Source organism: Kluyvera sp. Awk 3 (genome assembly GCF_028069715.1).
GTDB classification, from domain to species: Bacteria; Pseudomonadota; Gammaproteobacteria; order Enterobacterales; family Enterobacteriaceae; genus Kluyvera; species Kluyvera georgiana_A.
Genome location: NZ_JANEWH010000058.1, coordinates 1 through 17,655, shown reverse-complemented (window position 1 = coordinate 17,655; position 17,655 = coordinate 1). Strand labels below are relative to the sequence as shown.

General features: G+C 56.9%; 15 protein-coding genes. 9 read left to right on the top strand and 6 right to left on the bottom strand.

What is annotated here, in order from left to right:
- Positions 1-6: 6 nt before the first annotated feature.
- The 6 genes from lepB (at position 7) to acpS (ending at position 4,709) form a co-directional block, all read left to right on the top strand.
- On the top strand, positions 7-981 hold the full coding sequence (gene lepB / locus NNN71_RS13445; protein WP_163448315.1) for a signal peptidase I: 975 nt from the start codon (positions 7-9) through the stop codon (positions 979-981).
- Between the two features lie 218 nt (positions 982-1,199).
- Complete coding sequence (rnc, locus tag NNN71_RS13440) at positions 1,200-1,880, top strand: ribonuclease III (protein WP_064543445.1); 681 nt, start codon at positions 1,200-1,202, stop codon at positions 1,878-1,880.
- A complete protein-coding gene (gene era / locus NNN71_RS13435; RefSeq protein WP_064543447.1) occupies positions 1,877-2,782 on the top strand; it encodes a GTPase Era in 906 nt (301 codons plus the stop codon). The genes rnc and era overlap by 4 nt, the downstream gene beginning before the upstream one ends.
- Before the next feature lie 11 nt (positions 2,783-2,793).
- Complete coding sequence (recO, locus tag NNN71_RS13430; protein ID WP_064543449.1) at positions 2,794-3,501, top strand: DNA repair protein RecO; 708 nt, start codon at positions 2,794-2,796, stop codon at positions 3,499-3,501.
- A 96-nt stretch (positions 3,502-3,597) separates the two neighbouring features.
- Complete coding sequence (pdxJ, locus tag NNN71_RS13425; RefSeq protein WP_163448314.1) at positions 3,598-4,329, top strand: pyridoxine 5'-phosphate synthase; 732 nt, start codon at positions 3,598-3,600, stop codon at positions 4,327-4,329.
- Positions 4,329-4,709 (top strand): holo-ACP synthase, encoded by a 381-nt coding sequence (acpS, locus tag NNN71_RS13420; protein ID WP_163448313.1) that lies wholly within the window; start codon positions 4,329-4,331, stop codon positions 4,707-4,709. The genes pdxJ and acpS overlap by 1 nt, the downstream gene beginning before the upstream one ends.
- Here the strand turns inward: acpS and NNN71_RS13415 are convergent.
- Both NNN71_RS13415 and NNN71_RS13410 read right to left on the bottom strand, forming a co-directional pair.
- Positions 4,706-4,966, bottom strand: coding sequence for a YfhL family 4Fe-4S dicluster ferredoxin (locus NNN71_RS13415; RefSeq protein ID WP_163448312.1), 261 nt, complete (start codon positions 4,964-4,966; stop codon positions 4,706-4,708). The genes acpS and NNN71_RS13415 overlap by 4 nt on opposite strands.
- Positions 4,967-5,059: 93 nt before the next feature.
- On the bottom strand, positions 5,060-5,908 hold the full coding sequence (locus tag NNN71_RS13410) for a MurR/RpiR family transcriptional regulator (RefSeq protein ID WP_064543458.1): 849 nt from the start codon (positions 5,906-5,908) through the stop codon (positions 5,060-5,062).
- A 226-nt stretch (positions 5,909-6,134) separates the two neighbouring features.
- On the opposite strand from NNN71_RS13410, the gene yfhb reads away from it, so the two are divergent.
- Together yfhb and tadA are read left to right on the top strand one after the other, a co-directional pair.
- Positions 6,135-6,770, top strand: coding sequence for a phosphatidylglycerophosphatase C (yfhb, locus tag NNN71_RS13405; protein WP_163448311.1), 636 nt, complete (start codon positions 6,135-6,137; stop codon positions 6,768-6,770).
- 65 nt (positions 6,771-6,835) lie between these two features.
- Entirely contained in the window at positions 6,836-7,339 is a 504-nt protein-coding gene (tadA, locus tag NNN71_RS13400) for a tRNA adenosine(34) deaminase TadA (RefSeq protein WP_163448310.1), read from the top strand.
- Between the two features lie 9 nt (positions 7,340-7,348).
- Here tadA and NNN71_RS13395 read toward each other — a convergent pair whose 3' ends face one another.
- From NNN71_RS13395 to mltF, 4 genes are all read right to left on the bottom strand, one after another.
- Entirely contained in the window at positions 7,349-8,185 is an 837-nt protein-coding gene (locus NNN71_RS13395; RefSeq protein ID WP_271458665.1) for a helix-turn-helix domain-containing protein, read from the bottom strand.
- A 19-nt stretch (positions 8,186-8,204) separates the two neighbouring features.
- Positions 8,205-10,184, bottom strand: a complete 1,980-nt coding sequence (locus tag NNN71_RS13390; protein ID WP_271458664.1) for an alpha-L-rhamnosidase-related protein — start codon at positions 10,182-10,184, stop codon at positions 8,205-8,207.
- Positions 10,184-11,545, bottom strand: coding sequence for an MFS transporter (locus NNN71_RS13385; RefSeq protein WP_271458663.1), 1,362 nt, complete (start codon positions 11,543-11,545; stop codon positions 10,184-10,186). The genes NNN71_RS13390 and NNN71_RS13385 overlap by 1 nt, the downstream gene beginning before the upstream one ends.
- 154 nt (positions 11,546-11,699) lie before the next feature.
- Entirely contained in the window at positions 11,700-13,238 is a 1,539-nt protein-coding gene (mltF, locus tag NNN71_RS13380; RefSeq protein ID WP_163448307.1) for a membrane-bound lytic murein transglycosylase MltF, read from the bottom strand.
- A 245-nt stretch (positions 13,239-13,483) separates the two neighbouring features.
- On the opposite strand from mltF, the gene purL reads away from it, so the two are divergent.
- On the top strand, positions 13,484-17,371 hold the full coding sequence (purL, locus tag NNN71_RS13375) for a phosphoribosylformylglycinamidine synthase (protein ID WP_271458662.1): 3,888 nt from the start codon (positions 13,484-13,486) through the stop codon (positions 17,369-17,371).
- The last annotated feature ends 284 nt before the right edge of the window (positions 17,372-17,655 follow it).

The following is a 17,655-nucleotide window of genomic DNA, read 5'->3' as shown; positions in this document are numbered from 1 at the left end:
GTTGGCATGGCGAACATGTTTGCCCTGATTCTGGTGATTGCCACACTGGTCACGGGCATTTTGTGGTGCGTTGATAAGTTTATCTTCGCGCCCAAACGGCGGGAACGCCAGGCGGCGGCGCAGGTTGCCACCGGCGAAGCGCTGGATAAAAAGACGCTGAAAAAAGTCGGCCCGAAACCGGGCTGGCTGGAAACCGGCGCGTCGGTCTTTCCGGTGCTGGCGATCGTGCTGATCGTGCGTTCATTTATTTATGAGCCGTTCCAGATCCCCTCCGGTTCGATGATGCCAACGCTGCTGATTGGCGACTTTATCCTGGTGGAGAAATTCGCCTACGGGATTAAAGACCCGATCTACCAGAAGACGATTATTGAAACAGGCCATCCGAAACGCGGCGATATCGTGGTGTTCAAATACCCGGAAGATCCGCGTCTGGACTACATCAAACGTACCGTCGGTCTGCCGGGCGATAAGGTCACTTACGATCCGATTGCGAAACAAGTGACGATTCAACCGGGATGCAGCTCCGGCCAGGCGTGCGGTAGCGCGCTGCCGGTCACTTACTCCAACGTTGAGCCGAGTGATTTCGTTCAGACCTTCTCCCGCAGCAACGGCGGCGAGGCGACCAGCGGCTTCTTTGAAATGCCGCAGGGCGAGCGCAAAGCAGACGGCGTACGGCTGGATCAACGTCAGGAAACGCTGGGCGATGTGAACCACCGTATTCTGACCGTGCCGATTGCTCAGGATCAGGTGGGGATGTACTACCACCAGTCCGGTCTGCCGCTGGCAACCTGGATCGTCCCACCGGGGCAGTACTTCATGATGGGTGATAACCGCGATAACAGCGCGGACAGCCGTTACTGGGGCTTTGTGCCGGAAGCGAACCTGGTCGGTAAGGCAACCGCTATCTGGATGAGCTTTGAAAAACAAGAGGGCCAATGGCCTACCGGCGTGCGTTTAAGCCGCATCGGTGGGATTCATTAATCCTCTGTTTGACTTCACGCGGCGGCCAGGCGTGCGCCGCGTGAATTATTTAGTTTTAATCTATTCAAACTAACGACATCCCTTGTCGTTGCGTATAGAATATCCCCCCGAAGTTTCGGATGTCTCTTATGGGAGACACGGCACACGAAACCGCGTTGGTTTCCCTCAGGTCTGTTTCGTGTGCTGCATTGTGGACGCATTTATTTATTTGGTATCGCATGAACCCCATCGTAATTAATCGGCTTCAACGGAAGCTGGGCTACACTTTTCTTCATCAGGAGCTGTTGCAACAGGCGTTAACGCACCGCAGTGCCAGCAGCAAACATAACGAACGCTTAGAGTTCCTGGGCGATTCCATTTTAAGCTACGTGATTGCCAACGCGCTCTATCATCGTTTTCCGCGCGTGGATGAAGGCGATATGAGCCGCATGCGTGCGACGCTGGTGCGTGGTAACACGCTGGCCGAGATCGCGCGTGAGTTCGAACTGGGCGAATGCTTGCGCCTGGGGCCGGGCGAGCTGAAAAGCGGCGGCTTCCGTCGGGAATCTATCCTGGCGGATACGGTTGAAGCATTAATCGGCGGGGTGTTCCTCGACAGCGATATTCAAACCGTCGAGAAGCTGATCCTCTCCTGGTACCAGACGCGTCTGGACGAAATCAGCCCGGGCGATAAGCAAAAAGATCCAAAAACACGCTTGCAGGAGTATCTGCAAGGCCGCCATCTGCCGCTGCCGTCTTATCTGGTGGTTCAGGTGCGTGGGGAAGCACACGATCAGGAATTTACTATCCACTGCCAGGTTAGCGGCCTGAGTGAACCGGTGGTCGGCACAGGTTCCAGCCGTCGCAAGGCGGAACAGGCTGCCGCCGAACAGGCGCTGAAAAAGCTGGAGCTGGAATGAGCGAAGAAAAAACCTATTGCGGATTTATTGCCATCGTCGGTCGTCCGAACGTCGGCAAATCCACGTTATTGAACAAGCTGCTCGGGCAGAAGATCTCGATTACCTCCCGTAAAGCGCAGACCACGCGCCACCGCATCGTGGGCATCCATACTGAAGGTGAGTATCAGGCGATCTACGTCGATACTCCGGGCCTGCATATGGAAGAGAAGCGTGCCATCAACCGCCTGATGAACAAGGCAGCCAGCAGCTCTATCGGTGACGTTGAGTTGGTGATTTTCGTGGTCGAAGGCACCCGCTGGACGCCGGACGACGAAATGGTGCTGAACAAACTGCGCGAAGGTAAAGCGCCGGTGATTCTGGCGGTGAACAAGGTCGATAACGTGCAGGAAAAAGCGGATCTGCTGCCGCACCTGCAGTTCCTCGGTAGCCAGATGAACTTCCTCGATATCGTGCCTATCTCTGCGGAGAGCGGGCTGAACGTGGACACCGTTGCCGGTATCGTGCGTAAGCACCTGCCGGAAGCGACACACCACTTCCCGGAAGACTACATCACCGACCGTTCACAGCGCTTTATGGCCTCGGAAATCATCCGTGAAAAGCTGATGCGTTTCCTGGGGGCTGAACTGCCATATTCGGTGACCGTTGAAATCGAGCGCTTCGTTTCTAACGAACGCGGCGGCTACGACATCAATGGCCTGATCCTGGTTGAGCGTGAAGGGCAGAAGAAGATGGTGATTGGCAACAAAGGCGCCAAGATCAAAACCATCGGTATTGAAGCCCGTAAAGATATGCAGGAGATGTTCGAAGCGCCTGTTCACCTGGAACTGTGGGTGAAAGTGAAATCAGGCTGGGCGGATGACGAGCGCGCGCTGCGCAGCCTCGGTTACGTCGACGATCTCTGAGAATAACCCCGATGGAGGGCTGGCAGCGCGCATTTGTTCTGCATAGTCGCCCCTGGAGCGAGACCAGCCTGATGCTGGACGTCTTCACGGAAGAATCGGGTCGCGTGCGCCTTGTGGCGAAAGGCGCACGTTCCAAACGTTCCAACCTTAAAGGCGCGCTTCAGCCCTTTACCCCCCTGTTAGTCCGTTTTGGCGGCCGTGGCGAAGTGAAAACGCTGCGTAGCGCTGAAGCGGTTTCGCTGGCGCTTCCTCTGAGCGGCATTACGCTGTATAGCGGTCTGTACATCAACGAACTGGTGTCGCGCGTGCTCGAGCACGAAACCCGCTTTTCTGAACTCTTTTTCGACTATCTGCACTGTATCCAGGCGTTGGCTGGCGCAACGGGCTCGCCTGAACCGGCGCTGCGCCGCTTTGAGCTGGCGTTGCTAGGGCACCTCGGCTATGGCGTCGACTTCCTGCACTGCGCCGGCAGCGGCGATGAGGTTGACGACACCATGACCTACCGCTACCGGGAAGAGAAAGGATTTATTGCCAGCGTTGTTATCGATAACAACACCTTTACCGGCCATCAGCTGAAAGCGCTGGCTAACCGTGAGTTTCCTGATATTGATACGCTGCGCGCAGCGAAACGCTTTACCCGCATGGCGTTAAAGCCGTATCTTGGCGGGAAACCGTTAAAGAGCCGCGAATTGTTTCGACAGTTTATGCCGAAGCGGTAACCCTGATTGCACCCATCCCGCTTTTCCCCTCGCCCCTTTAGGGAGAGGGCCGGGATGAGGGGAAACGAAGTTAAAAATAAAAACACGAGGATTGTCATGGCTGAATTACTGTTAGGCGTCAATATTGACCACATTGCCACCCTGCGTAACGCACGCGGCACCGCTTACCCGGACCCGGTACAGGCCGCGTTTATCGCCGAGCAGGCCGGTGCGGATGGTATCACCGTGCATTTACGTGAAGATCGTCGCCATATCACCGACCGCGATGTGCGTATTTTGCGTCAGACGCTGGACACCCGCATGAACCTGGAGATGGCCGTGACCGAAGAGATGCTGGCCATCGCCTGTGAAACCAAACCGCATTTCTGCTGCCTGGTGCCGGAAAAACGTCAGGAAGTGACCACCGAAGGCGGTCTGGACGTGGCGGGTCAGTTCGACAAAATGCGTGATGCCTGCAAACGCCTTGCCGACGCGGGCATCCTGGTGTCGTTGTTTATTGACGCCGATGATGCGCAGATTAAAGCCGCCGCTGATGTGGGCGCGCCGTATATCGAAATCCACACCGGCTGCTACGCCGATGCCGTCACTGATGCGGAGCAAGCCAAAGAGCTTGAGCGTATCGCGAAAGCCGCGACCTACGCCGCAAGCCTGGGCCTGAAGGTTAACGCGGGCCACGGTCTCACTTACCACAACGTGAAAGCGATTGCCGCGCTGCCGGAAATGCACGAGCTGAATATCGGCCATGCCATTATTGGCCGGGCGGTGATGAGCGGCCTGAAAGACGCGGTGGCGGAAATGAAGCGCCTGATGCTGGAAGCGCGCGCGTAATGGCGATTCTGGGGCTTGGAACAGACATTGTCGAAATCGCCCGTATTGAAGCGGTGATTGCCCGTAGCGGCGACCGCCTTGCGCGTCGGGTACTTAGCGATAATGAGTGGGCCATCTGGGAAACGCACCAGCAGCCGGTGCGTTTTCTGGCGAAGCGTTTTGCGGTGAAAGAAGCGGCGTCGAAGGCGCTGGGCACCGGCATTCGTAACGGCCTGGCGTTTAATCAGTTTGAAGTTTTTAACGATGAACTGGGCAAGCCGAAGCTGCGTTTATGGGGAGAAGCGAAGTTACTCGCCGAGCGTATGGGCGTGGCCCATCTGCACGTGACGCTCGCTGATGAGCGCCACTACGCTTGCGCGACGGTGATTGTCGAAAGCTAGATTTTGTCCGCGTGATGCATCTGGACAAATTTATCCCACAGCTGCTCTTCACTTTCTAAATGTGCCGGGTCCTTGAGAATGGTATTCGGGATCGGGCACACTTTCTGGCAGGTCGGCGTTTCGTAATGGCCGATGCACTCGGTGCAGCGATCGTGGTCGATCTCATAGATGCTATCACCCATCGAAATGGCCTGGTTAGGGCATTCCGGTTCGCACATATCGCAGTTGATACATTTTTTGGTGATTAACAGCGCCATCAGTAAATTCTCAGTAACTCGATAAACAGGGCGCGCATTATACGCGCATTTTCCGCGCAGGCCATACCTTTTCTGTGGTCATCGCACCGTAGATCAAACCAGCTTTTTCACCAGCGCCTCGCTATGGCGAATACGCTCCGGCGCCTTTTCCAGATCCTGCTGCACCAGGCCCATAAACAGTAGATCGGTGAGCATCATCTGCGCGCTGGTGGAGGAAATCGCGGCGCTGCGCGTTGCCTGCTCTTCGGCAATGGTATACAGGCAGTGGGTCGCGCGCTGCTGTAGCGCGTTGGGCGAAAAGCCGGTAATGGCGAGCACTTTGCCGCCTACCCGTAACGTTTCGTCGGCGGCGAGATTGATCTCGCGACGCGCGCCGGAATAAGAGATTGCCAACAGCAGATCGTCCTGCGCCATTGCCTGAACGGTGGCGAGCAGGGCGTGCATATCAAGCTCCGCCACGGCGTTGAAGCCAATTTTCATCAGCTTCCAGCTAAAATTGCGCGCCACCAGCCCGGAAGCGCCGATGCCGGTGAGGATGATGCGCCGCGCGCCGCGTAGCAGGTTGATGGTCTCCAGCAGTTTGTCTTCACTGTTGACGTCCAGTGAAGCATGCATTGCCGCGACGTTATCTTTAATCAGCTTCTCGCCGACCAGCCGTAGCGGATCGTCGCCGCAAATCTGATTATGCACCGGCACCGAGTGCGGGTTGACGTTACTCGCCAGCGCCTCGCTGAGCGCCAGCTTCAGCGCCGGAAAACCCTTGAAGCCGAGCTTCTGGGCGAATTTCACCACGCTGGACTGGCTAACACCTGCCTGGCTGGCTAGCTGTTGTGAACTTAAATGACGCGCCTGATCCGGCTGCGCCAGAATAAAATCCGCCAGCTTACGATCGCTTTGCGCCAGCTGAGGATAACGCTGGCGGATACTGATTAGACAATTCATAAGAACCTCATGGGCAAGATCGCCATCTCGCGCCAGAACACTGTTCTGATCATCTGCAAGAATTATGTATTCTATTATACCGGAATATACCGAATTAAATATTCCATGCGCCGGTAAAAACGCAACTCTTTTCGCGCATCAGGTCCGTTAACTCGCCGTTTGGCGAAAGACGGTCGGCAATCTGCTAGTCTGTGGGCTGGCCCGCTAAGGAATACAGGAGGCTCTTTTGACTAGCCACTCTCGCCGCGTGGTGTTTTTCGACCTTGACGGTACGCTACATCAGCAGGATCTGTTCGGGGCGTTTATCCGCTATTTATTGCGTCGTATGCCGCTTAACGCGCTATTAGTGCTGCCGCTGCTTCCCGCCATTGGCCTGACGATGCTCATTAAAGGTCGTGCGGCCCGCTGGCCGATGAGCGTATTGCTGTGGGGTTGCACTTTTGGGCGACGTGAAGCCACGCTCAAGGCGCTGGAGGCGAGCTTTATTATCTGGTTTCGCGCTACGGTGACGCCCTTTCCGGTGGTGCAGGCGCGTTTAGACAACTATCTTCAGCACCATGATGCCGACGTCTGGCTGATCACCGGCTCGCCGCAAACGTTGGTAGAGCGCGTCTATGCCGATGCGCCCTGGATGTCGCGCGTGAACCTTATCGGCAGCCAGATGCAACGTGCGCTGGGTGGCCGGGTACTGTCGGTGCGCTGCCTTGGCCATGAAAAGGTGGTGCAACTGGAACAGCGCCTTGGCGCGCCGCTGCGCCTGTACAGCGGTTACAGCGACAGCAAGCAAGATAATCCACTACTCTTTTTCTGTGAGCATCGCTGGCGCGTAACGCCGCACGGCGAGCTGGAACAGCTGGAATAGCGGGCGCTGCGCTTTGCTGGATATTGTGTATAATGCGCCGCGTTTGAAAACCTGGAGTCCCGACGTTGTCCGACATTGAACAAAATCACGAATACTGGATGCGCCACGCGCTGGTGCTGGCTCGTCGTGCCTGGGAAGAGGGTGAGGTGCCGGTTGGCGCGGTGCTGGTACACAACAATCAGGTAATTGGCGAAGGCTGGAACCGGCCGATTGGCCGCCACGATCCCACTGCACACGCGGAAATTATGGCGCTACGCCAGGGCGGGGTGGTGCTGCAGAACTATCGGCTGATCGACACGACCCTCTACGTCACCCTAGAACCGTGCGTGATGTGCGCAGGAGCGATGGTACATGGGCGTATTGGCCAGCTGGTGTTTGGCGCGCGTGATGCTAAAACCGGCGCGGCCGGTTCGCTGATTGACGTCCTGCATCATCCTGGGATGAACCATCGCGTGGAAATCACCGAAGGGGTGCTGGCGGATGAGTGTTCGGCCATGCTGAGCGACTTCTTCCGCCATCGTCGCCAGCAGCAGAAGGCGCTGAAGCAGTCGCTGAAAAATAGCGTTTAACGGGCGAGTCTACGCCACCGTTCGTTTTTCTCTTTCCGCACTCGGCGAATGCTGAAAAAAACGACTGTAGGCCTCGGTTAAACGGGGCAATGAGCTAAATCCGCAGGCGCGGGCAATACTGGCTACCGAGCGTTCGGTGGTGCGCAGCAGTTCCTGCGCTTTCAACAGGCGGTAGCGCTGGACGAACTGATCCGGCGTAAAGCCAGTAAACTCCTTGATAAACCGGTACAACGTGCGTTTGGGAATGGCGCACTCTTCCGCCAGATGCTCCCAGATGACGGCCTGCTGCAAATTGTCCCGAATGCTGCGCAACAGCCGTCGTTTTTTATCATCATAACGACCGCCTCGCGGTAATCTGACGCTGTTCTCCATCAGCATGCCCACGATCGTCAAAAGTATGGCTTCGGTGGTGACGAAATAAGTGCTGTCATAATCATCATCCGTTTTGCTGTGAATCTCCCCCGCCAGCTGGACCACACGCGCCAGCGTCGCTTCGTTTAATGAGGCCGGCCGCTCGCGGGTCTGCGTCTGAAGCTGCATCAGCAGCGGCAGCAGCGATTTTACGAACTGAAACTCGCCGTCGCGGCGCAGCAGGATATTAATCAGCGACAGATGGCGGGTGGATTCGTAATAGTGAATGTCGTTGGCGGAGACGAAGAAAAAATCGCCCTTAAACACCAGATTGACGCGATCGTTGATGATGTGAAACCCGCAACCCTCTTTCACGATGATGATTTCGTGAAAATCATGGCCGTGAATATCCGCCATCTCCTGATCGCGCGAGCTGAACAGCGAAAACGCGTGGGTATCGGAGAGGAAGTAGTCCTGGGCGAGCATAATCTTCATTCTTCCTCTCCTGACATCGTTAGTTAACAGGCAGCGTTAACGCTTGCCCGGCGCTAAGCGGCCAGCTTTCGCCGCTCAGCCGCAGCACGCCGCCGCCGCGGGAGGCGCGAACCGTCAGCTGATTGTCGCGTAAGGTGAGCGTGACTTCACCCTCTTTAATCGGCAATGTGCAGTCCAGCACGCTAAAAGGTGCAAGCCACGGTTCAATGGCGAAGGTTTCATAGCCCGGCGTTAGCGGATGCAGACCGACAAAGTAGCGCCCCAGCAGGTAGAGCGGGCTCGCTCCCCAGGCGTGGCACAGGCTCTTGCCAAACTTGTCGCCGTACATCGCGTAGTGTTCGTCGCCTTTAATATCCGGGTTGTACTCTTCCCAGAAGGTCGTGGCGCCCAGCGCCAGCATACCGCCCCAGTAATCGCGCATCCGTTGCCAGACCACATCCTGTCGGCCGCACTGGCACAGCGTATCCAGCTCGAAAAAGGTGAAGTAGGGGGTGACGATGGGGGCAATGGCCTCGTTCATCAGTACTCGCTCGACGATGGTCTGTCGCCGCTCGGGGGTTACGGTATCAAACATCAGCGAGAAGATGTTGGCATGACGAGTCACGTGACGTTTGCCGCTCTCATAGCTATCGATATAGGCGCCTTGCGCTTCGTCCCAGAAGAAGAGGTCGATGCTTTCTGCCAGTTTATCGGCCCGCCGCTGCCACTCGGCAGGATCCGCGCCGACGATCTCCGCGCACAGCGCCAGCGAACGCCAGGCCTTCAGCAGCAGCATCTGTTCGGCGCACACCGCGCCGGTTTTATCGATCTCGGCCCAGTCGATAAAAATCCAGTCGCCTTCTTTACCGCGAATAAAACCGCTTTCGTCGATATCGGGCATCAGCCATTCCATCAGGCTGACCATTTTGCCGTATACCTGACGGACAAACGCCGCGTCGTTGCTCATCAGGTAGTGTTTCTCAATATTGATCACCCACAGCAGCGAGTAGTCGACGATGGTATTGATATGCTGGCGCATCGGGTCGCGGCCGCGAAGGGCGAGCAGGGTACGCCGGTTGATATCTTCATCGAAAAACAGATACGGGTTGATCAGCGTGCACTGCCAGGCATCGCCTGACCAGATCCAGCGGTCGCGTTTCACGCCGTCGATGAAAAACAGATCGCTGCACAGGGCGAACGTCTCGCGCGAAACCTGCCAGATCTGGTTGATCAGCGGATCGTTGCTGTGGAAGCTGGCGCAACGCGGTTTGGCGATAAATTCATGCACCGCCGCCAGGCTGACTGCGCCAGGCGCGACATCGGGAATAAAAACGTAGCGGAAGGCGCGTTTACGGATGGCGGAATCCGGCGTGACGTTGGTCTGTGAGTAGTAGCAATATTGGGTGTCCAGCGCTTCCGCCTGGGATTCGCCATAGCACAGCGTCACCGGCGGTTGCTTATCGCTGTTGAAGCTGACCGCGAGCTCCCCATTAACCACGCGCACGAAATCGAAAAGCACGCCGCCATTCATCGCGCGTTCGCTTACCGGCAGCCGTGGTTCACGCTCAAAGTTAACGGCGTTAGGAGAGGTCTGCGCCGAGGTATAGAGCGCATCACAGCCCACCGGGGCGGTGTCGATATAGTCACTGGCCAACCAGCTTTCATCGCTGAAGACCTGCTCGCCTTCGACGCGCAACGCGGGAAGCCCGCTGGCATTGGCGACGTAGAAGGTGAGCGTTTGCTCGCCCACCGGGCAGGTGAGAGGGCCGTTGAGCGGCTGTTTTTTGCCGTCAATCAGCGCGTAGCCGGAACCTTCTACCTGTACGGTGAAGGTCTGCGGTTCGCTAAAACAGTAGCGGCGGGTAAAGACGACGCTTTTGCAGCAGTCCTCTACGTGCCAGTAGGCGGGCCAGTCGAAACCGCGCTCTTCGCGCTGCAGGTTTTGCAATAACGCGTGGCGGATCTCAAAGTCTCCGGCCAGCCAGATCCATTTTGCGCGAGCATTACGCCTTGTCATCATCAATTCCCCAGACCTTCTGCATTCAGTAATTTTTGTTCTGCGAGCTGCTTCTTAATCTCTTCATACTGGTTATCGAGGGTATAAAAACGCCCCATCCACAGCATCGAGACCACAATTAACCCCGCCGGGATCCACAGATAGCAGGCTTTAATCGCCATAATCGCCGCCGCCGACTGCTGCGCTTCTGCAACGTAACCGGTAGCCGAGAGCATAAAGCCGCTTAATGCCCCGGCTGTTGCCATCGCCACCTTGCCGATAAAACCGTTTACCGAGGTGAGAATGCCCGCCGTGTTGATGCCGGTTTTCCACTCGCCGTAGTCCACCGGATCGGCCTGCATGGAAAAATAGATAGCATTACGTTGCCCGAAGCCCAGCGCCAGCAGCACCGCGCCTGACATCAGCCCCCAGACGTTGACGCCGGAGAGCATCATAATGACCATACCGCCGAGGTTGATGGCGCAGGCCAACTGATACACCTGAATCTTACGCAGCCGTTTGGCGAGGAACGGCACGGTCAGCGTGCCCAGCAGCGGTACAAACGAGGCGATGCCTGCCGCCACGGAGGTGAGCGCGATGTTACCCACGTAATATTTAAAGAAGTAGATAAGCGCGCCGGACTGTAAAAAGAACGCGCCCCACATAAAGAGAATATTGATGGCGAACACCTTCCACGGCGTGTTCTCTTTGAGCCCCTGCCAGGCGCGACGCAGGGTCATTTTTTCCGGCGTAATGGCGTAGCGCTCTTTCACGTTGCAAAAGCTGACAAACAGAAAGAAAGTCGACAGCACGCCGAACAGCGTGGCGGTATAGATAAACCCACGATCCTGATTACCGTTGCCCAACCAATTGACCAATGGCAGCGTGGCGACCGAGACAATCGTCGAACCAATAAAACTGAACATTATTCTCACGGAGGAAAGCACGGTACGTTCATGCGCATCGTTGCTTAAGAAAGGGAGCATCGCGTTATACGGAATATTGACTACTGTAAACATCACCGACAATAAAAAATAGGTGATAAACGCCCATATTAGTTTGCCGGTAGTGCCGAAGTCTGGAATATAAAAGGCGAGAATGCATAACAGGCCAAAAGGGATGGCGCCAATCGCCAGCCACGGACGACAGCGGCCCCAACGGGTACTGGTATTATCAATGAGGATCCCCATTAATACGTCCGTGACCCCATCGGCCAGCCGCGTGATCAAAAACATAATGCCGATATAATAGGCTGGGAGCTTCATTATATCGGTATAGAAATACATTAAATATAATGAAATTAATTGCCACACTAAATTACAGGAAATATCGGCTACGGAAAAACCAAGCCGTAATCTCCAGGGAGACGCCGTTTTTGTTTCCATACAAACCTCATTAAACTCATGGGATAGTTGGCCGTATTAGCGATCCGGCCTGAGCATAGAGGTATTAGATAACAGCGTCTTTGCCGAGTCATCGGCTTGATTTGGCACTGGCGCGGAAACGAGCGTGACGCTGTCGGCGTTTTTGAACGGTAATCTAGTGTTTCGCCGGAAAATAGAGCAGAGAGGCGTCGTTGCCGCTCTGGCTGTCCTGGCGTAAAAAGGAGAACAGCCCGAAAAGGTTGCTGTCGCGGTGAAGCTCATCAAGGGTCACCACCGGGTAAGCCTCTGCGATCTCCAGCCGCTCCGTCGCCTTCTTCTCTTTCTCCTGCAAATAGCCCACCAGGCTTATCTGGTACTTACGGATGTTCTCGACGTAGGTATAGGCCTCATGGCCGCGCGCGTAGCCATAGGTCAGCTTACTGTACCATGGCTTCTGGCTGAGCAAAGGCAGGCGCTGTTTTACGTCCGCCCAGCTGTCCGGGTTGCCTTTTTGCTTCGCCGTCAGCGCGCGGGCGTCGAGCATATGCGCGTAGCCCATGTTATAGGCGGCGAGCGCAAACCAGATTTTCTCTTCCTGCGGCACGCTGTCCGGCACCTTATCCATCATGTCCTGCAGATAACGCATGCCGCCGCTGATACTCTGCTCGGCGTCGGTACGATCGCTCAGGCCTAAGCTCTGGGCGGTATTTTTGGTCAGCATCATCAGGCCGCGTACCCCGGTCGGCGAGGTTGCCAGCGGATCCCAATGCGATTCCTGGTAGGAGATGGCCGCCAGCAGCTTCCAGTCTATTGCGCTGGCGTACTTTTCAAAGAGCGGTTGCAGGTCGGGCAGGACGTTATCGACCGCGCGCAGGAAAGAGCGCGTATCGACGTAGTCAAAGTCGTCTCCGTGCCCAAGGTACTTTTCTTCAAGGCGGGCGAGGGTGCCGTCTTCATTCATATTATTGAAAAAGTCGAGCATCGCCGCAGAAAGCGTATTGTCGCCGTCTTTCAGGCTAAACCAGGTCACCGGCTGTTCGTCGGTGACGTCGAGCGCGACGGCCAGCTCCGGGTGTACGCGCTGGAACAGTCCGATGGCGACGGAATCCGCGATCGTGTAGTTGAGTTTACCGTCGATGACCGCCTGCATAAGATCGACCGAACCGCGTTTGTCATCCACCGTCCAGGCGAGGTCGGGGTATTTCTTCTCTTTTAACGTCTGGAGATCGTTGATGACCACCTGTCCCGGCGCGACGGTGAGTTGCTCTGCGGTGACATTACTCAGGCTACGCGGGCGGTTGCTGCCCACACGGTAGACCAGCTGTTGTGAGACGGAGTAGTAGGTTGGCCCCGCCTGGTAGTTCTGTACGCGTTCAGTGTTATAGACCAGCCCAGCGGCCAGTAAATCGGCATCGCCGTGGTCCAGGTCGTCAAACAGTTGGCTGATATTCTGACGCACGGTTATCTTCAGTTTGACGCCGAGGTAGTCGGCGAACTGTTGTGCCAGCTCGTAATCAAGCCCATACACTTTGCCGTTAATGGTGGCGTAGGTCAGCGGCGACTGGACGGTACTGACGCGCAGCTCCCCCCGCTCCACAATGGCGGCGATGCGATTCTCTGGTTTGCCAAACCAGGGGAGTGAGGGCCAAAGGGCCGCTGCCAGCAGCAACGTGACAACGCCGATCAGCAGATAATTAATCTTTAATTTTTTCAAACGGTTAATTCGCTGCAGTACCCGAGTGTGTCCCTGATAACATTACGGTTTGTTACAGAATGAGCGGCATTTTGCTTAAGATTACGCCAGTTGGCAACTGATTCGCGATGTGTGTCACACCTATTGGTAAAGACGAGAGATGATTTTATTTCGACGCAAACGGTTTCGTCAGGCCGCAGGATTCTCTATAATAGCCGCCGTTCTCCCCCATTGCGCACACTGAAAGCTGAGAAGACGAGAGACTTATGATGGAAATTCTGCGTGGTTCGCCTGCACTGTCTGCATTTCGTATCAACAAACTGCTGACGCGGTTTCAGGCAGCCAACCTCCCGGTAAGCAATATTTACGCCGAGTATGTCCATTTTGCCGACCTGGACGCACCGCTGACCGAAGACGAGCGGGCCCGACTCGAGCGACTGTTGCAGTATGGCCCAAGCCTCAACAGCCATACCCCTACCGGTAAACTGCTGCTCGTCACTCCCCGTCCTGGCACTATCTCTCCCTGGTCTTCCAAAGCTACTGACATCGCCCACAACTGTGGCCTGCAGCAGGTGCTGCGTCTGGAACGCGGGGTGGCCTACTACGTTGAAGCCGCAAGCCTGACCGACGCGCAGCTGAACGCCGTGGCGGCGGAGCTGCACGACCGCATGATGGAGTGCGTGTTTGCTTCCTTACAGGATGCCGAAAAACTGTTTGCGCATCATCAGCCTGCACCGGTCTCCAGCGTCGATCTGCTCGGTCAGGGCCGCCAGGCGCTGATTGACGCCAACGTGCGTCTCGGCCTGGCATTGGCGGAGGATGAAATCGACTATCTGCAGGATGCGTTCAGCAAACTGGGGCGCAACCCGAACGACATCGAGCTGTACATGTTCGCGCAGGCCAACTCCGAACACTGTCGCCACAAGATTTTTAACGCCGACTGGATTATCGACGGTAAACAGCAGCCGAAGTCGCTGTTTAAAATGATTAAAAACACCTTCGAAACCACTCCGGATCACGTGCTGTCGGCCTATAAAGACAACGCCGCGGTGATGGAAGGCTCTGAAGTTGGACGTTACTTCGCCGACCACAAAACCGGTCGCTACGATTTCCATCAGGAACCAGCCCATATCCTGATGAAGGTGGAAACTCACAACCACCCGACGGCCATCTCTCCGTGGCCGGGCGCGGCAACCGGCTCAGGCGGTGAAATTCGTGATGAAGGCGCCACCGGGCGCGGCGCGAAGCCGAAAGCCGGGCTGGTGGGCTTCTCTGTTTCCAACCTGCGTATTCCTGGCTTCGAACAGCCGTGGGAAGAAGATTTCGGCAAGCCGGAACGTATCGTTACCGCGCTGGATATCATGACCGACGGCCCGCTGGGCGGCGCGGCGTTCAACAACGAATTTGGTCGTCCGGCGCTGACCGGTTACTTCCGTACCTACGAAGAGAAGGTCAACAGCCATAACGGCGAAGAGCTGCGCGGCTACCATAAGCCGATCATGCTGGCGGGCGGGATCGGCAACATTCGCGCCGATCACGTGCAGAAAGGCGAGATCGTCGTTGGCGCGAAGCTGATCGTCCTTGGCGGCCCGGCGATGAATATCGGCCTCGGCGGCGGGGCGGCTTCGTCAATGGCCTCCGGTCAGTCTGACGCTGACCTCGACTTTGCTTCCGTACAGCGCGACAACCCGGAAATGGAGCGTCGTTGCCAGGAAGTTATCGATCGCTGCTGGCAGTTGGGCGATGCCAACCCGATTCTGTTTATTCATGACGTCGGCGCGGGCGGTCTGTCTAACGCCATGCCGGAGCTGGTGAGCGACGGTGGGCGCGGCGGTAAATTCCAGCTGCGCGACATCCTGAGCGATGAGCCGGGCATGAGCCCGCTGGAAATCTGGTGTAACGAATCCCAGGAACGCTATGTGCTGGCGGTCGCCGCCGATCAGTTGCCGCTGTTCGACGAACTGTGCAAGCGCGAGCGCGCACCGTACGCGGTGATTGGTGAAGCAACCGAAGAGCAGCATTTAACCCTGAGCGACAGTCATTTTGACAACCAGCCGATCGACATGCCGCTGGATGTGCTGCTGGGCAAAACGCCGAAGATGACGCGCGACGTACAGACGCTGAAAGCGAAGGGCGAAGCGCTGGCGCGTGAGCAGATTACGCTGGCTGACGCGGTCAACCGCGTGCTGCACCTGCCGACCGTCGCCGAGAAAACCTTCCTCGTGACCATCGGCGACCGTACCGTTACCGGTATGGTGGCGCGCGACCAGATGGTTGGCCCGTGGCAGATCCCGGTAGCCAACTGTGCGGTCACGACCGCCAGCCTCGACAGCTACTATGGTGAAGCGATGTCTATCGGCGAACGCGCGCCGGTCGCGCTGCTGGACTTCGCTGCCTCCGCTCGTCTGGCGGTAGGGGAAGCGCTGACCAACATCGCCGCCACGCAGATCGGCGATATCAAACATATTAAGCTGTCGGCAAACTGGATGTCCGCCGCCGGTCACCCGGGTGAAGACGCCGGTCTGTACGAAGCGGTGAAAGCCATCGGTGAAGAGATGTGCCCGCAGCTGGGCCTCACCATTCCGGTGGGTAAAGACTCCATGTCGATGAAAACCCGCTGGCAGGAAGGCAACGAACAGCGCGAAATGACTTCGCCGCTGTCGCTGGTGATTTCCGCCTTTGCTCGCGTGGAAGACGTTCGTCACACGATCACGCCGCAGTTGGTGACCGAAGACAACGCCCTGCTGCTGATTGATCTCGGCAAGGGCCACAACGCGCTGGGCGCAACGGCGCTGGCGCAGGTGTACCGTCAACTGGGCGACAAGCCGGCCGATGTGCGCGACGTGGCGCAGCTGAAAGGCTTCTACGACGCGATTCAGGCGCTGGTGGCGCAGCGTAAACTGCTGGCCTACCACGACCGTTCCGACGGCGGCCTGCTGGTCACCCTGGCAGAGATGGCGTTTGCCGGTCACTGCGGCGTGGAAGCCGACGTGGCGGCGCTGGGCGACGATCGCCTGGCCGCGCTGTTCAACGAAGAACTGGGGGCGGTGATTCAGGTCCGTGCCGCTGACCGCGAAGCGGTGGAAGCGATTCTGGCGGCCAACGGTCTGGCCGACTGCGTGCATTACCTTGGTAAAGCCGTTGAAGGCGACCGCTTCACCCTGACCGCCAACGGTCAGCCAGTGTTCAGCGAAAGCCGCACCACGCTGCGTATGTGGTGGGCAGAGACCACCTGGCAGATGCAGCGTTTGCGCGATAACCCGGAATGTGCCGATCAGGAACATGAAGCGAAAGCGAACGATAACGATCCTGGCCTCAACGTGAAGCTCACCTTCGATATCGATGCGGATGTTGCGGCACCGTATATCGCTACCGGGGCGCGTCCAAAAGTGGCCGTACTGCGCGAGCAGGGCGTGAACTCCCACGTTGAGATGGCGGCCGCCTTCCACCGTGCGGGCTTCGACGCTATCGACGTCCACATGAGCGACCTGCTGGCAGGGCGCACCGGTCTGGCGGACTTCCAGGCGCTGGTGGCCTGCGGCGGTTTCTCCTACGGCGATGTACTGGGCGCGGGTGAAGGCTGGGCGAAATCCATCCTCTTCAACAACCGCGTGCGCGATGAGTTCGCCACCTTCTTCCATCGCCCGCAGACGCTGGCGCTGGGCGTATGTAACGGCTGCCAGATGATGTCAAACCTGCGCGAGCTGATTCCGGGCAGCGATCTGTGGCCGCGCTTTGTGCGTAACCATTCCGACCGTTTTGAAGCGCGCTTCAGCCTGGTGGAAGTGACCAGCAGCCCGTCGCTGCTGCTGGCAGGTATGGAAGGCTCCCGCATGCCGATTGCCGTTTCCCACGGTGAAGGTCATGTGGAAGTGCGTGACGGCGCACACCTCGCTGCGCTGGAAAGCAAAGGTCTGGTGGCGCTGCGCTTCGTCGATAACTTCGGTAAGGTAACCGAAGCCTACCCGGCGAACCCGAACGGCTCCCCGAACGGCATTACCTCGGTCACCAACGAAAGCGGCCGCGTTACTATCATGATGCCGCACCCGGAACGCGTGTTCCGTACCGTGGCGAACTCCTGGCACCCGGAAAACTGGGGCGAGGACAGCCCGTGGATGCGTATCTTCCGCAATGCGCGTAAGCAGCTTGGCTAATCCTTCCAGCCCCTCTCCGGAGGGGCTTTTTTTATTCTGCGGTTTAGGTAGGGCGGCAACGCGATACTGAAATTTCGCAGGTGTCGGTAAATCCCGACATATCCCCCAGGTGAGTGTCTCTAAATGGAGACGTTTAATTATTTGATTTTAATGTGATTTATTTTTATTGAAAAAGAGTGTCTCTGATTGGCGACGTTGTGGGTAAATTACGCGCAATTCGTTAACTGCGCTTTTTAAATATATTTTCCATATATTTCATTGTGTTAATTTATTGTTTTGTATAT

Bases quoted from the DNA above. Each gene is read 5' to 3' on its own strand.
- lepB (WP_163448315.1), top strand. From the start codon at position 7: ATGGCGAACATGTTTGCCCTGATTCTGGTGATTGCCACACTGGTCACG.
- rnc (WP_064543445.1), top strand. From the start codon at position 1,200: ATGAACCCCATCGTAATTAATCGGCTTCAACGGAAGCTGGGCTACACT.
- era (WP_064543447.1), top strand. From the start codon at position 1,877: ATGAGCGAAGAAAAAACCTATTGCGGATTTATTGCCATCGTCGGTCGT.
- recO (WP_064543449.1), top strand. From the start codon at position 2,794: ATGGAGGGCTGGCAGCGCGCATTTGTTCTGCATAGTCGCCCCTGGAGC.
- pdxJ (WP_163448314.1), top strand. From the start codon at position 3,598: ATGGCTGAATTACTGTTAGGCGTCAATATTGACCACATTGCCACCCTG.
- acpS (WP_163448313.1), top strand. From the start codon at position 4,329: ATGGCGATTCTGGGGCTTGGAACAGACATTGTCGAAATCGCCCGTATT.
- NNN71_RS13415 (WP_163448312.1), bottom strand. From the start codon at position 4,966: ATGGCGCTGTTAATCACCAAAAAATGTATCAACTGCGATATGTGCGAA.
- NNN71_RS13410 (WP_064543458.1), bottom strand. From the start codon at position 5,908: ATGAATTGTCTAATCAGTATCCGCCAGCGTTATCCTCAGCTGGCGCAA.
- NNN71_RS13395 (WP_271458665.1), bottom strand. From the start codon at position 8,185: ATGAAGATTATGCTCGCCCAGGACTACTTCCTCTCCGATACCCACGCG.
- NNN71_RS13390 (WP_271458664.1), bottom strand. From the start codon at position 10,184: ATGATGACAAGGCGTAATGCTCGCGCAAAATGGATCTGGCTGGCCGGA.
- NNN71_RS13385 (WP_271458663.1), bottom strand. From the start codon at position 11,545: ATGGAAACAAAAACGGCGTCTCCCTGGAGATTACGGCTTGGTTTTTCC.
- purL (WP_271458662.1), top strand. From the start codon at position 13,484: ATGATGGAAATTCTGCGTGGTTCGCCTGCACTGTCTGCATTTCGTATC.